Origin of the sequence: Rhizobium sp. CFBP 13726, assembly GCF_014841925.1 — a bacterium.
Classification (GTDB): Bacteria; Pseudomonadota; Alphaproteobacteria; order Rhizobiales; family Rhizobiaceae; genus Neorhizobium; species Neorhizobium soli.
In genome coordinates, this window is the sequence record NZ_JACYUU010000001.1 from 827,982 (window position 1) to 842,047 (window position 14,066).

Consider the following 14,066-nt stretch of genomic DNA (forward strand, 5'->3'; position numbering starts at 1 on the left):
GAATGGACCAGAGGAACAATGATGAAGAAATTTTCCACGCTCACTGCCGCACTGCTCGCCAGCGCGATCATGTCTCTGCCTGCCATGGCGAGCGAATTGCGCATCGGTCTCAATGACGATGCCGACGTTCTCGATCCGGCGCAGTCGCGCACCTTCGTCGGCCGCATCGTCTATACCGCGATGTGCGATAAGCTGGTCGACATCTCGCAGGATATGAAGATCATTCCGCAGCTTGCGACCGAATGGAACTGGTCTGAAGGCGGCACGGTGCTCACCATGAAGATCCGCGACGGCGTCAAGTTCCACGACGGCGAAACGCTGGATGCCGCAGCCGTCGTCGCAACGATCGAGCGCAACATGACGCTGCCGGAGTCGCGCCGCAAGAGCGAGCTTTCCTCGGTCGCCAAGGTCGAGGCCAGCGGCCCGCTTGAAGTCAAGTTCACGCTGAAGTCTCCGGACGTGACGCTTCTTGCCCAGCTTTCCGACCGTGCCGGCATGATCGTTGCGCCGAAGGCCGCCAAGGAACTCGGTGCCAATTTCGGCTCGAAGCCCGTCTGCGCCGGTCCTTTCAAATTTGTCGAGCGCATCCAGCAGGACCGTATCGTGCTCGAGAAGTTCGCCGACTACTGGGACAAGGACCGGATCCTCGTCGACAAGATCACCTATCTGCCAATCCCGGACACGACCGTAAAGCTCGCCAACCTGCGGTCGGGTGACCTCGATATCGCCGAGCGCATCTCGGCGTCCGATGCCGAATCGGTAAGAAGCGACCCGAACCTCACCTATGCCGACGTCATCGGCCCGGGCTACATGGCGATGTATGTCAACCTCGCCAACGGTCCCCGTGCGGACAACCCGCTCGGCAAGGACAAGCGCCTTCGCCAGGCCTTCTCGCTGGCGATCGACCGCGAAGCAATCGGCCAGATCGTCTTCGAAGGCACGTCGCTTGCCGGCAACCAGCCGTTCCCGTCGTCCAGCCCCTGGTTCAACAAGAACCTGCCGGTGCCGGCGCGTGATATCGAAAAGGCGAAGCAGCTGATGAGGGAAGCGGGCCACGAGACGCTCGACATCGAGCTGCAGCACGCCAACAGCACGACCCAGACCCAGATGATGCAGGTCATCCAGTCGATGGTGGCGGAAGCGGGCTTCAACGTCACGCTGAAGGCAACCGAATTCGCGACGCTTCTGTCGGAACAGACGGCCGGCAACTACCAGCTCAGCCGCTCCGATTGGTCGGGCCGTATCGATCCCGATGGCAACCTGCACCAGTTCGTCACCTGCAAGGGCGGCATCAACGACGTGAAGTACTGCAATCCGGAAGTCGACAAGCTCCTGAATGAAGCCCGCACATCGCCGGATGAAGCGGTCCGCAAGGAAAAGTACGATGCCGCAGGCGTCATCCTCAACGACGACATGCCGATCATCTACCTCGGCCATCAGCCCTACGCCTATGCCATTTCCAACAAGGTCGAAGGTTTCGTGCCGTCGCCGGATGGCATGATGCGCTTCCTTGGCGTCTCCAAGAAGTAATTTCCCATCGCATACCGCGCGGAAGACATTCCGCGCGGTCACCTGAAATCACGAGGGCGATGCCATGCCTGTCTATATCGGAAAGCGCCTGCTGGTCGCGATCCCGACCCTGCTGATCATCTCGATCTTCGTCTTCTCGCTGCAGAAACTTCTGCCGGGCGATCCCATCCTCGCCATGGCCGGTGAAGAGCGGGATCCAGCGACGATCGAATTCCTGCGCGAAAAGTATCACCTCAACGATCCCATCATCACCCAGTATCTCTCCTGGGTTGGCGGCATCCTGGTCGGCGACTTCGGCGTCTCGCTGCGCACCAACCAGCCGGTGCTGGAACTGATCGGCCAGAAACTGCCGGTCACGATCCAGCTCGCGGTGATGGCCATGATCCTGGCCATGCTGATCGGTATCCCGGCCGGCATTCTGGCAGCGGTCTACAAGAACCGGACGCTCGATTACGTCGCCAATGTCGTCGCGCTGTCTGGCCTCTCGATCCCGAATTTCTGGCTGGGAATCATGCTGATTTTGCTGGTGTCGGTCAATCTCGGCTGGCTGCCGGCATCCGGCTACGAATCGATCTTCGTCGATCCCGTCCGCTCGTTCAAAACCATGATCATGCCGGCCTTCGTCCTGTCGACGGCGCTTGCGGCGCAGCTGATGCGCCATACCCGCTCGGCCATGCTCGGCGTGTTAAGTTCGGATTATATCCGCACCGCCCGCGCCAAGGGTCTGTCGCCGCGGGAAGTCATTCTCAGCCATACGTTCCGCAATGCGCTGCTGCCGATCATCACCCTGTCGGCGCTGCTGTTCGGCGAGCTGCTCGGCGGTGCGGTCCTCACGGAGCAGATCTTCACCATCCCGGGCTTTGGCAAACTGACCGTCGATGCCGTCTTCACCCGCGACTATGCCGTCGTCCAGGGCATCGTCATGTGCACGGCCATCGGCTTCATCGTCATGAACCTGATTGCCGATATTCTCTACGTTCTCCTCAACCCCCGCCTGAGGGCAACGCTATGACCGCTATCGAACAGACCGCACCGATCGCAAAGCCGCGCCAGAAAAGCAGGGCATGGCGCAAGATGCGCGCCAACCGCGGATCGATGGTCGGAATGGTGATCATCGCCTTTTTCGCGATCATTGCCATCGCCGCTCCGATCCTGCCGATCGCCGACCCGATCGCGACCAGCTGGTCGGCACTGCGCAAGGCGCCGTCCGCCGCCCATTGGCTGGGCACCGACGATCTCGGCCGCGATATTCTGTCGCGCATGATCTGGGGCGCGCGTGCATCGCTGATGGCAGGCGTCGTCTCCGTTGCCATCGCGGTTGCCATTGGCGTGCCGTTTGGATTGCTGTCCGGCTATTTCGGCGGCTGGGTCGATCAGGTCATCCAGCGTGTGACGGAAGCGTTGCTGGCGATGCCGTTCCTGATCACCGCGATCGCGCTTGCCGCCTTCCTCGGCCCGAGCCTCACCAACGCGATGATCGCCATCGGCCTCTCCGCCATGCCGGTCTTCGTGCGTCTCACCCGCGGCCAGGTGCTTGCGGTGAAGACGGAGGATTATGTCGAGGGCGCACGGTCGATTGGCCTCAACCACGTCGACATCATGACCCGCTACATCCTGCCGAACGTGTTTGCCCCGATCATCGTTCAGGCCACCTTGACGGTGGCGACCGCCATCATCGCCGAAGCCAGCCTGTCCTTCCTCGGCCTCGGTCAGCAGGCGCCGGCACCAAGCTGGGGTTCGATGCTGAACACGGCCAAGAACTTCCTGAGCCAGGCGCCGTGGATGGCGATGTGGCCGGGGATTGCGATCTTCCTCGTCGTCATCGGCTTCAACCTTTTGGGCGACGGCCTGCGCGATGCACTGGATCCGCGCGAGGCGTAACGCCCGGCGGACAAGAGAACTATATAAGGAATACCTGGAATGACCGAATTCACCACGCGCCCCGAAATCCTCGGAACCTTCGGTGTCGTCACCTCCACCCATTGGATTGCCTCCGCCGTCGGCATGGCGATCCTCGAAAAGGGCGGCAATGCCTTCGACGCAGCGGTCGCGACGGGCTTCGTTCTGCAGATCGTCGAACCGCATCTGTGCGGCCCGGGCGGCGACATGCCGGCCGTCTTCTACTCGAAGAAGACCGACAAGGTCGAAGTCATCTGCGCTCAAGGGCCGGCGCCGGCCGGTGCCACCATCGAGCACTATACGTCGGAAGGTCTGAAGCTCATTCCCGGCGACGGCCTTCTCTCGACCGTCATTCCAGGCGCATTCGACGGCTGGATGCTGATGCTGCGCGACTATGGAACGATGACCGTTCGCGAGGTTCTGGAGCCGGCGATCTACTACGCCGAGCATGGCCATCCGGTGCTTCCGCGCGTGTCGAACACGATCAAGGGCCTGGCTGAATTCTTCCGGAAGGAATGGCCGACATCCTATGAGACATGGCTGCCGGGTGGCGTTGCGCCGGAAGCACTCTCCAATTTCAGGAACCCCGTTCTCGCCGAAACCCTCAAGCGGATCATCTCCGAATCGGAAGCGAAGTCCGGCCGCGAGGAACAGGTCCAGGCGGCCCGTGACGCGTTCTATCGCGGCTTCGTGGCCGAAGCGATCGACACCTATCTGAAGACTGCCGAGGTGATGGACGCGAGCGGTTCCAAGCACAAGGGCGTGCTGACCGCCGAAGACATGGCCAACTGGAGCGCCACGATCGAAGCGCCCCAGACGCTCGATTACCAGGACTGGACGATCGCCAAGACGCCGGCCTGGGGGCAGGGGCCGGTGCTTCTGCAGTCGCTGGCACTCCTCAAGGGCTTCGATCTGGAGGCAATGGACCCGACCGGTCCCGATTTCGTCCATACGGTCGTCGAGGCAATGAAGCTCGCATTCGCCGACCGCGAGGTCTATTACGGCGATCCGGAATTCAGCCAGATCCCGACCGAATACCTGCTGTCGGAAGGCTACAACGCCGAACGCCGCAAGCTGATCGGCAGCACCGCTTCGATGGAACTGCGCCCCGGCACGGTTCCGGGCTATGAGCGCCAGGTCGATGCGACGATGGCGATGCTGGCGGAGATGAGCGGCACCGGCACGGTTTACGAGCCGACCATGTCGCACCTCACCGAAAAGCGCGGCGACACGGTGCATATCGACGTCATCGATCGCTGGGGCAACATGGTCTCGACCACACCGTCGGGCGGCTGGCTGCAGTCGTCGCCGATCGTTCCGGGTCTCGGTTTTGCACTCAACTCGCGTGCCCAGATGTTCTGGCTGAAGGAAGGCCTGCCGACCTCGCTTTCGCCTGGAAAACGCCCGCGCACGACGCTGACACCGTCGCTTGCTCTTCATCAGGGCAAACCCTCCATGGTGTTCGGCACACCCGGCGGCGACCAGCAGGACCAGTGGCAGCTGCCGTTCTTCCTGCGCTACGCCCATCACGGCAAGAACCTGCAGGCCTCGATCGACATGCCGCTGTTCCACACCTCGCATTTCCCCGGTTCGTTCTATCCGCGCACGAGCTCGCCGGGCGAGATCATGGTCGAGAGCAATATCGGTGAAGCCGCACTCGAAGACCTCCGCCGTCGCGGCCACAAGGTCACCGTCGCCGATCCATGGACGGTCGGCCGCCTGACGGCTGCGCGTCGCGATGCAGACGGTCTGCTGAGGGCGGCTGCAACGCCACGCCTGATGCAAGCCTATGCGATTGGACGGTGAACCATGACCTGGTCAATCGTCGCGCGTGATCGAGACACGGGACATCTGGGCATAGCCGTCGCCAGCCGTTTCTTCGCGGTTGGATGCGCCGTGCCGCATATCAGGGGCAGGGTGGGCGCTATCGCCACCCAGGCCTTCGTCAGCCCGCTTTATGGAACCGATGGCCTGAAGCTTCTCGAGGAGGGCAGGTCACCGGATGAGGTCATTGCAAGCCTAACTGCGCGCGACGACGGCCACCGCCAGCGGCAGATGCACCTCATCGACGCCCATGGTCGCAACGCCGCTTTCACCGGTGAAAACTGCGTCGATTGGGCCGGTCATCTCGTGGATCGCAACGTCTCGGTTGCGGGCAACATGCTGGCGGGACCGCAGGTGATCGCCGAGACCATGCGTGTCTACAACGAAGCGGCTGCACGCGGCGCACCGCTTGCCGAACGCCTGCTCGATGCCATGGACGCGGGCGAGGCGGCAGGCGGCGACAAGCGCGGCCGCCAGTCGGCAGCGCTCGTCATCTACCGCGACCAGGATTATCCCTGGCTGCGGATCAACGCCGATGATCACCCCGAGCCGCTTTTCGAACTGCGCCGCCTCTATGCCGTTGCGCAGGAGCGCTTCCTGCACGTCGCTGAGACCATGCCGACCCGGGAAAACCCGCACGGCATGATCGACCGCAGCATTATCGACGAAAAGATCGCCGCGCTCGAAGCGCAACGGCTGGCCGAAAAACGTCCGTCAGCCTCCTACGCCACTCCTTTGACGCTCAAGTAAGGGTCACCCGATGAGCCAGACCTCCACGCCGACTGTTCCTGTCCTTTCCGTCAAGAACCTCACCACCTCTTTCCTCGTCGATGGCGATTGGAAGAGCGTCGTCCGAAATGTCTCCTTCGATGTGATGCCTGGCGAAACCGTTGCCATCGTCGGAGAATCCGGCTCGGGAAAATCCGTGACGTCCCTGTCGATCATGCGCCTGCTTGCGTCCAACACGAGCCGCATTGAAGGGGAGGTTATGCTGAACGGACGCGACCTTCTGTCCATTTCCGAAAAGGACATGCGCGGGGTGCGCGGCAACGAAGCATCGATGATCTTCCAGGAGCCGATGACCTCGCTCAATCCGATCTTCACCATCGGCCGGCAGATTTCCGAGGTTCTCACCCGTCACAAGGGGATGTCCAAGCAGGAGGCGCGCGCCGAAACCGTGAGGCTGCTCGAAAAGGTGCGCATCCCCAACGCGCAATCCCGTTTCGACGAATATCCGCACCAGTTCTCCGGCGGCATGCGTCAGCGCGTGATGATTGCCATGGCGCTTGCTTCGAAGCCCAAGCTTCTGATCGCAGACGAACCGACCACGGCGCTCGACGTCACCATCCAGGGACAGATCCTCGACCTGATCAAGGTGCTTCAGGAAGAGGAGGGCATGTCAGTGCTCTTCATTACCCATGACATGGGCGTCGTCGCCGAGATTGCCGACCGTACCATCGTCATGTTCCGCGGCGACGAGGTCGAGACCGGCCCGACCGAGGAGATTTTCCATCGCGGCAAGCATCCGTATACGCGGGCACTGCTCTCGGCGGTGCCGAAGCTGGGTTCGATGCAGAACCACGCCTGGCCCACCCGCTTCCCCGTGGTCGACATGAAAACCGGGTTGGCCGTCGAGCCGATCGAAGTGGCCGGCACCGTGGAAAAGGGCCGCACACCGGTCCTTAGCGTCAAGAACCTGGTGACCCGTTTCCCGATCCGCTCCGGCCTCCTGTCGCGCCAGACCGGCGCGGTGCATGCGGTGGAAAATGTGTCCTTCGATCTGTTCCAGGGCGAAACGCTGGCCCTGGTCGGTGAGTCCGGCTGCGGCAAGTCGACCACGGGCCGCTCGATCATGCGCCTCGTCGATCCGACCGGCGGCGATATCTCGCTAGATGGCTACGATGTCCTGCGGCTCGACCAGGTCAGCCTGCGCAACATGCGCAAGTCCGTCCAGATGATCTTCCAGGATCCGTTTTCATCGCTCAATCCGCGCATGACGGTAGGATCGGCCATATCCGAACCCTTCATCAAGCACCGGTTGGGTACGGTGAAACAGGCGAGGGACAAGACCGCCGATCTTCTCGAAAAGGTCGGTCTTTCCCCCGACATGGCAAAACGCTACCCGCACGAATTTTCCGGCGGCCAGCGCCAGCGCATCGCGATCGCGAGAGCGCTTGCCCTCGATCCGAAGGTGATCGTTGCCGATGAAAGCGTGTCGGCGCTCGACGTGTCGATCAAGGCGCAGGTCTGCAACCTCCTGCTCGATCTGCAGCAGAGCCTCAACCTGTCCTTCCTGTTCATCAGTCATGACATGGCGGTGGTGGAACGGGTCAGCCACCGGGTGGCGGTCATGTATCTCGGAGAGATCGTCGAGATCGGTCCTCGGGCGGCCGTGTTCGACAATCCGCAGCATCCCTATACGAAGAAGCTCATGGCCGCCGTGCCTGTGCCGGATCCGGCAAGGCGTGGGATCAGACGCGGCATTTCCAACGACGAACTGAAAAGCCCGGTGCGGGGAATGGATTACCGCCCACCGGTTCGCGAGTACCGCGAGGTTTCAGAAGGCCATGTCGTGCAGGTCGCGTGATCGGCTGTCGCTGAAGGTCAGATCAGCTTCAGGCCCTTTAGGCTGGCATGACCGTCCTTGCCAATGATGATGTGGTCGTGGACGGTGATGCCGAGTGGCTTTGCCGTCTCCACGATCGTCCGCGTCATGTCGATATCGGCGCGTGACGGGGTAGGGTCGCCACTGGGATGGTTGTGGACGAGGATGAGCGCAGTCGCCGAAAGCTCCAGGGCTCGCCGCACCACTTCGCGCGGATAGACTGGCGTATGGTCGACCGTTCCATGCCCCTGGATTTCATCCGAGATCAGGGCGTTGCGCTTGTCTAGAAAGAGCACGCGGAACTGTTCTCGGGCCTCATAGGCCATGGCGGCATGGCAGTAATCAATCACCGAAGACCAGGACGAAAGCACCTGCTTGCCCCGCAACTCGCTTCGCAGCATCCGCTGACCCGTCGTCGCGACAAGCTTGAGGTCGAGCGCGACGGCCTCGCCGATACCCTTGACCTCCTGCAGCAATCCGAGCGGCGCGCCAAGCACGCTGGCAAGGTTTCCGAAGCGAGCAATCAATGCTTTCGCGAGCGGCTTGGTATCGCGCCTCGGGATGGAGCGGAAAAGCAGGAGCTCGAGGATCTCGTAGTCTGCCAGCGAAGCGTCGCCGTGGTCTCGGTACTTCTCCCGCAACCGCTCACGGTGGCCGTGGTAATGTTCTTGCGTGACGGCAGGGGATCCGATTTGCGGAAGTTTGGCCGTCGGCCTCTTGGACTGCGTCTCGGCAAAGAACCGTCGTTCATCGACAGACAGGGCCGCCCCGTCGTCCTCTTTTGCTTCCATAGGGTCATGCGAGGAGACGGGCGGGTTGGTCATGGTCAGGCCTGCAATGGAGGCAGGCCGGGCCGGTCGAGACCGCCGGGCGACAGGGTGAACACCTCGCATCCCGTCGCGGTGACACCGACCGCATGCTCGTATTGTGCCGACAGCGACCGGTCGCGGGTGACGGCGGTCCAGCCATCGGAAAGAACCTTCACATGCGGCTTACCGAGATTGATCATCGGCTCGATCGTGAAGATCATGCCTTCCCGGATTTCCGGCCCTTCGTCGGCGCGGCCGTAATGGAGGATGTTCGGAGAGTCGTGGAACAGACGACCGACGCCGTGGCCGCAGAAATCGCGCACGACCGAGCAGCGCTCGGCCTCCGCATAGGACTGGATCGCTTCGCCGATCGCGCCGGTGCGGGCGCCGGGCTTCACGGCTGCGATGCCCCGCAGAAGGCATTCGTAGGTCACGTCCATCAACCGTTCGGCAGCGCGTTTGATCTGTCCGACCGGATACATGCGGCTGGAATCGCCGTGCCAGCCATCGAGGATATAGGTGACGTCGATATTGACGATATCGCCCTCGCGCAGCGGCTTGTCCTCAGGCATCCCGTGGCAGACGACATGGTTGATCGAGGTGCAGACCGAGTATTTGTAGCCGCGATAGCCAAGCGTTGCGGGAAGGGCGCCATTGTCCATGCCGAACTCGAACACGAAACGGTCGATCGCATTGGTGGTGATGCCCGGCTGAACGATCGCCGCAAGTTCGTCGAGGCAGCGCGCCGTCAGCTGGCAGGCCTTGCGCATGCCGTCAAAATCCTGCGCCGTATCGTAGAGACGGATAGCACCCGTGTTTTTTGAGGGGGCGGAAACCGCCTCGATGTAATTGACCATGATATTTCTCTCGCAACTCCCACAGTTCATAAAACAGAGGGGCGGGGTTCGTCCATCATAACCATTCCCGACGCTATGATTTCCTCTCGCGTGACGCGGCAGCGGAGCGCATAAGCCTCGACGCCGCGCGCTTTGGCACGATCGAATGCGATCGCATACATCGGGTCGAGATCGCCGCAGATCGAAAACCGCGTACAGTCGTGACGCTGGATCAGGTAGATCATCACCGCCCGGTGACCTGCCTCCACCATATCGCCGAGCTCCTCGAGATGCTTGGCGCCACGCTTCGTCACGGTGTCAGGAAATTCGGCGAGCCCCGCTGAACGGCTGAAATGGACGTTCTTCACTTCCACATAGGCATCCGGCAGATTTTCCTGCTTGAGGAGAAAGTCGATGCGGGAATTGCGGCCGTATCTCTGCTCGCGCAGGATCGTGCCGTAGCCGGAAAGGCTGGGGATCAGGCCGGCACGGATCGCTTCTTCCGTCAGCCTGTTGGGCAGTCCGGTATTGATGCCAACCATCTCGCCGCCGGCCTCGACCATTTCGAACATGTGACGGTATTTGCGGGTCGGACTGTCATGCTCCGATACCCAGATCTTCGATCCGGGCTCCGTCAGTCCCCGCATGGAACCGGTATTGGGGCACGACCCGGTGAATGGCGTGCCATCCTCCAGCACAGCGTCGAACAGGAAGCGCTTGTAGCGCTGGACAAGCGTTGCAGAGACGAGCGGCGGATCAAAGCGCATGAGGTTCTTCTGGAATGCTGGGAAGTGTCAGTCGCGGACGAGAACGTAGGTTCCCGGTGCGTCGGCCAACGCATTAAGCGCGGATCCGCCGGGCTTGCGGGCGGGCACTTGTTCGCCCGCTTTCGGGCCGATCCAATCCTGCCAATGCGTCCACCACGACCCTTCATGCTCCTGCGAGCCGGCAACCCAGTCCTCGAGCGTGTCCTTCGATTGGCCATCGGTCCAGTATCGGTACTTCCGTCTATCCGGCGGATTGACGACACCGGCGATATGGCCGGATCCCGCCAGCACGAAATCGACCTCGCCGCCGAACAGCGACGAGCCGAGAAACACGGACTTCGCAGGCGCGATGTGGTCTTCGCTGGTGGCAAGATTATAGACGGGAATGACGATGTCCTTCAGCGACAGGCGCTCCTCGCCAAGCTCCATCAGGCCTTTGGAGAGCTTGTTATCGAGGTAGCAGTTGCGCAGGTAGTAGGCGTGGTTGGCAGGTGTCATCCGGGTCGAGTCCGAATTCCAATACAGCAGGTCGAACGGAAGCGGCTCCTGTCCCTTGAGGTAGTTGTTGACCACGTAAGGCCAGATCAGCTCGGACGCACGCAGCATGTTGAATGCCGCCGCCATCTTCGACCCGTCGAAATAGCCGGTCGCGTTCATATAGGTCTCGATCGTCGAAACCTGCGCCTCGTCGACGAAGACCTTGAGGTCGCCTGCATGGGTGAAATCGACCTGGGTGGCGAGGAACGTCGCCGATGCGATCCTGTTCACGTTTGTCTTGGCGTGGTAGGCGAGGGTGGCGGCCAGCAACGTTCCGCCGACGCAGTAGCCGATCGCATCGACCTCGCGTTCGCCGGTCGACGTCTCGATCGTGTCGAGCGCAAAATCGATGCCCTCGTGCATGTAGGCTTCCCATCCCTTGGCCGCATGGCGCCTGTCCGGATTGACCCAGGAGATCACGAACACGGTGTGCCCGCGGTCAACGCACCACTTGATGAAGCTCTTTTGCGGCGTCAGGTCGAGAATGTAGAACTTGTTGATCCAGGGCGGCACGATGACCAGCGGCCGTTTGAAGACCGTCTCCGTCGTCGGTTCGTATTGCAGAACCTCGCAGAGGTCGTTGCGGGCGACGACCTTGCCGGGCGTGAGCGCGATATTGAGGCCGAGCGCAAACTTGGAGGCATCCGTCTGGCGAAGTCTCAGCTCGCCGCCGCCGGCCATGATGTCCTCGGCCAGCATTTTCATACCGGTGACGAGATTGGCTCCGTGCGAGGCGACCGTCGCGCGATAGACTTCGGGATTGGTGATCGCAAAATTTGCAGGCGACAACGCAGCGGTCACCTGCTTCACGTAGAATGCCGCCTTGTGCCGCGTGTGCTCGTCCAGCCCCTGCGCCTCAGCAACTAGCGTCTCGGCCCAGGTAGCGGTAACCGTGAAGACTTGCCGCATGAACGCAAAGAACGGATTCTTCACCCAGTCCTCGTCGGCGAATCGCTTGTCTCTCGGCAGCGGCACTGGCTCGCTCTCTTGAGGCGCGCCTCCGAATTGCGAGAGCGATCTCGTCCAGATCCCCATATAGCTTGAGAAGAGCAGGGTTTGTGCTTGCAGCGTCCGTTGCGGCTCTGAAATCCAGTACTCGGTGACCTGCGAAAGCGTCTTGATGAGATCACTGAGCGGATCGAGCGCGGGGTCTGGAATATCGCCGCGCTCCCTTGGCGCGAGCCATTCCGATGCGGCCTTGCCGAGGTTTTCCATGGCACGCGCGAAATTCATCGCCATCTCGTGCGGGTCCTTGACGATGTAGGCCTCGACCGCCTTGGGGTCGAAGCCCGGAAATTCCGGACTGCCTGTCCCCTTATCCCCGGAGTTTTGCGCCACGCGAGCCCTCCTCGTCAGCTGTCGTCTGATTTCATTTGTACATTGTGGCTGAAACCGAATACAAGTGCCAGCGGCTAGGCTGCCGGGTAGATGGCCCCGGCGACAGAAAATGGGTACGGACATGGAAAAACTGAGGCGTCGCATCGGCTGGTTACCGCTTTTCATCGGTATCGGCGCCATGCCTCTTGTGTCCGGCTGCAACAGCAACAGCTTTGCGCTGGATGATGGTATTCCCAATACGCCGCCACCGGCCGTCATCACGCAGACCAGGACGGCACCGCCTCCGGGTCCGATCGTCAAGCGCGACACCGGCACATATCCCACATTCGACTATACGCTTCGCGCTGCCAACGAGCAGATCGAAGACGCCGACTATCAGAAGACCGAGCCGCGCATGGCATCGCTTGCCCGAGCCCGCAAGTCCGGCACCATCTCCGAAGCGGAGTATCAGCGTCGTGTGGTCGAGTACCGCAAGCTCGCCACCGATCACGGCAAGGATGCCCAGGCCGGTATTTCCGGCCAATAGGGCGACGAGCCGATCCGGCCGGATATTGCTATTGCGTTTGAGGACATTTGGCCGCAAAGCAAAAATGGCATAAAGTGAGGCTCGAGCAGCGGGACGAGCTCTGCTTCGATTTCATCCTTGAGGAACAACATGGAAGAGTTTCATAAAGTCCGGCGTCTGCCGCCCTACGTTTTCGAACAGGTGAACCGTTTGAAAGCAAGCGCGCGAGCGGGTGGCGCGGACATTATCGATCTCGGCATGGGCAATCCCGATCTACCCACTCCGCAGGCGATCGTCGACAAGCTCTGCGAAGTCGTCCAGGATCCGCGCACGCACCGCTACTCCTCCTCCAAGGGCATTCCGGGTCTTCGCCGCGCGCAGGCTGCTTACTATGCGCGCCGGTTTGGTGTGAAGCTGAACCCGGATACGCAGGTCGTGGCAACGCTCGGCTCCAAGGAAGGCTTCGCCAACATGGCGCAGGCGATCACCGCGCCCGGTGACGTAATCCTCTGCCCCAATCCGACATACCCTATCCACGCCTTCGGCTTCCTGATGGCGGGCGGCGTGATCCGCTCCATGTCTGTCGAGCCGGACGATAGCTTCTTTCCGCCGCTGGAACGCGCGGTGAAGCATTCGATCCCCAAGCCGCTGGCACTCATCATCAATTACCCGTCCAACCCGACGGCGCATATCGCTTCGCTGGATTTCTACAAGGAAGTGATCGCGTTCGCGAAGAAGCACGAGATCATCGTGCTCTCCGACCTTGCCTATTCGGAGATTTATTTCGACGACAACAACCCGCCGCCTTCGGTTCTCGAAGTGCCCGGTGCGATGGATGTGGCCGTCGAGTTCACCTCGATGTCGAAAACCTTCTCCATGCCCGGCTGGCGCATGGGCTTTGCCGTTGGCAACGAGCGGCTGATCGCAGCGCTGACGCGCGTCAAATCCTACCTTGATTATGGCGCGTTCACGCCGATCCAGGTGGCTGCAGCCCACGCGCTGAACGGTGACGGTGCCGATATCGCGGAAGTGCGCAGCGTCTACAAGCGTCGCCGTGACGTGATGGTCGAGAGCTTCGGCAAGGCCGGTTTCGACGTACCGCCACCACCGGCGACCATGTTTGCCTGGGCGAAAATTCCGGAAAAGTTCCGCCATCTCGGGAGTCTGGAATTCTCCAAGCTTCTCGTCGAGAAGGCGCACGTTGCCGTCGCACCCGGTGTCGGTTTCGGTGAGATGGGCGACGACTACGTTCGCCTCGCACTGGTCGAAAACGAGCATCGCATTCGCCAGGCCGCCCGCAGCATCAAGAAGTTTCTGTCGACGGCAGACGATACGATGCACAACGTGATTACGCTCAACACGCGTCGCTGACAGCGAACCGGGCCGCCGATCACGATTTGAGGGGCGGCCGTTCTG

12 protein-coding genes are annotated in these 14,066 nt (G+C 61.5%); 8 read left to right on the forward strand and 4 right to left on the reverse strand.

Going from position 1 to position 14,066, the window contains the following annotated elements:
• Positions 1–21 precede the first annotated feature (21 nt).
• From IFT66_RS04070 to IFT66_RS04095, 6 genes are all read left to right on the forward strand, one after another.
• Positions 22–1,530: an ABC transporter substrate-binding protein gene (locus IFT66_RS04070; RefSeq protein WP_192077131.1), complete on the forward strand. Its 1,509-nt coding sequence runs from the start codon at positions 22–24 to the stop codon at positions 1,528–1,530.
• A gap of 64 nt (positions 1,531–1,594) precedes the next feature.
• Complete coding sequence (locus IFT66_RS04075; RefSeq protein ID WP_192076824.1) at positions 1,595–2,542, forward strand: ABC transporter permease; 948 nt, start codon at positions 1,595–1,597, stop codon at positions 2,540–2,542.
• On the forward strand, positions 2,539–3,411 hold the full coding sequence (locus tag IFT66_RS04080; RefSeq protein ID WP_062580373.1) for an ABC transporter permease: 873 nt from the start codon (positions 2,539–2,541) through the stop codon (positions 3,409–3,411). Before IFT66_RS04075 ends, IFT66_RS04080 begins: the two co-directional genes overlap by 4 nt.
• A 39-nt stretch (positions 3,412–3,450) precedes the next feature.
• Positions 3,451–5,235, forward strand: coding sequence for a gamma-glutamyltransferase family protein (locus IFT66_RS04085; protein WP_192076825.1), 1,785 nt, complete (start codon positions 3,451–3,453; stop codon positions 5,233–5,235).
• 3 nt (positions 5,236–5,238) lie between these two features.
• The gene (locus IFT66_RS04090; protein WP_192076826.1) at positions 5,239–6,003 is read left to right on the forward strand and encodes a DUF1028 domain-containing protein; all 765 of its coding nucleotides are present in this window, start codon (positions 5,239–5,241) and stop codon (positions 6,001–6,003) included.
• Between the two features lie 10 nt (positions 6,004–6,013).
• Positions 6,014–7,840 (forward strand): ABC transporter ATP-binding protein, encoded by a 1,827-nt coding sequence (locus IFT66_RS04095; protein ID WP_192076827.1) that lies wholly within the window; start codon positions 6,014–6,016, stop codon positions 7,838–7,840.
• Between the two features lie 17 nt (positions 7,841–7,857).
• Here the strand turns inward: IFT66_RS04095 and radC are convergent, their stop codons facing one another.
• From radC to IFT66_RS04115, 4 genes are read right to left on the reverse strand one after another with little or no spacing between them, the layout of a single operon-like run.
• Complete coding sequence (gene radC / locus IFT66_RS04100) at positions 7,858–8,682, reverse strand: RadC family protein (RefSeq protein WP_446737863.1); 825 nt, start codon at positions 8,680–8,682, stop codon at positions 7,858–7,860.
• A 2-nt stretch (positions 8,683–8,684) separates the two neighbouring features.
• The gene (map, locus tag IFT66_RS04105) at positions 8,685–9,524 is read right to left on the reverse strand and encodes a type I methionyl aminopeptidase (RefSeq protein WP_062457453.1); all 840 of its coding nucleotides are present in this window, start codon (positions 9,522–9,524) and stop codon (positions 8,685–8,687) included.
• 26 nt (positions 9,525–9,550) lie between these two features.
• Positions 9,551–10,270 carry a DNA/RNA nuclease SfsA gene (sfsA, locus tag IFT66_RS04110; RefSeq protein ID WP_113110949.1) on the reverse strand — a complete coding sequence of 240 codons (720 nt, stop codon included), beginning with the start codon at positions 10,268–10,270 and terminating at the stop codon, positions 9,551–9,553.
• A 27-nt stretch (positions 10,271–10,297) separates the two neighbouring features.
• Positions 10,298–12,145 carry a PHA/PHB synthase family protein gene (locus tag IFT66_RS04115; protein WP_342344744.1) on the reverse strand — a complete coding sequence of 616 codons (1,848 nt, stop codon included), beginning with the start codon at positions 12,143–12,145 and terminating at the stop codon, positions 10,298–10,300.
• Positions 12,146–12,266: 121 nt separating this feature from the next.
• On the opposite strand from IFT66_RS04115, the gene IFT66_RS04120 reads away from it, so the two are divergent.
• Both IFT66_RS04120 and IFT66_RS04125 read left to right on the forward strand, forming a co-directional pair.
• Positions 12,267–12,671, forward strand: coding sequence for a hypothetical protein (locus IFT66_RS04120; protein ID WP_092662150.1), 405 nt, complete (start codon positions 12,267–12,269; stop codon positions 12,669–12,671).
• Positions 12,672–12,800: 129 nt separating this feature from the next.
• Complete coding sequence (locus IFT66_RS04125) at positions 12,801–14,021, forward strand: LL-diaminopimelate aminotransferase (protein ID WP_113110946.1); 1,221 nt, start codon at positions 12,801–12,803, stop codon at positions 14,019–14,021.
• Positions 14,022–14,066 lie beyond the last annotated feature (45 nt).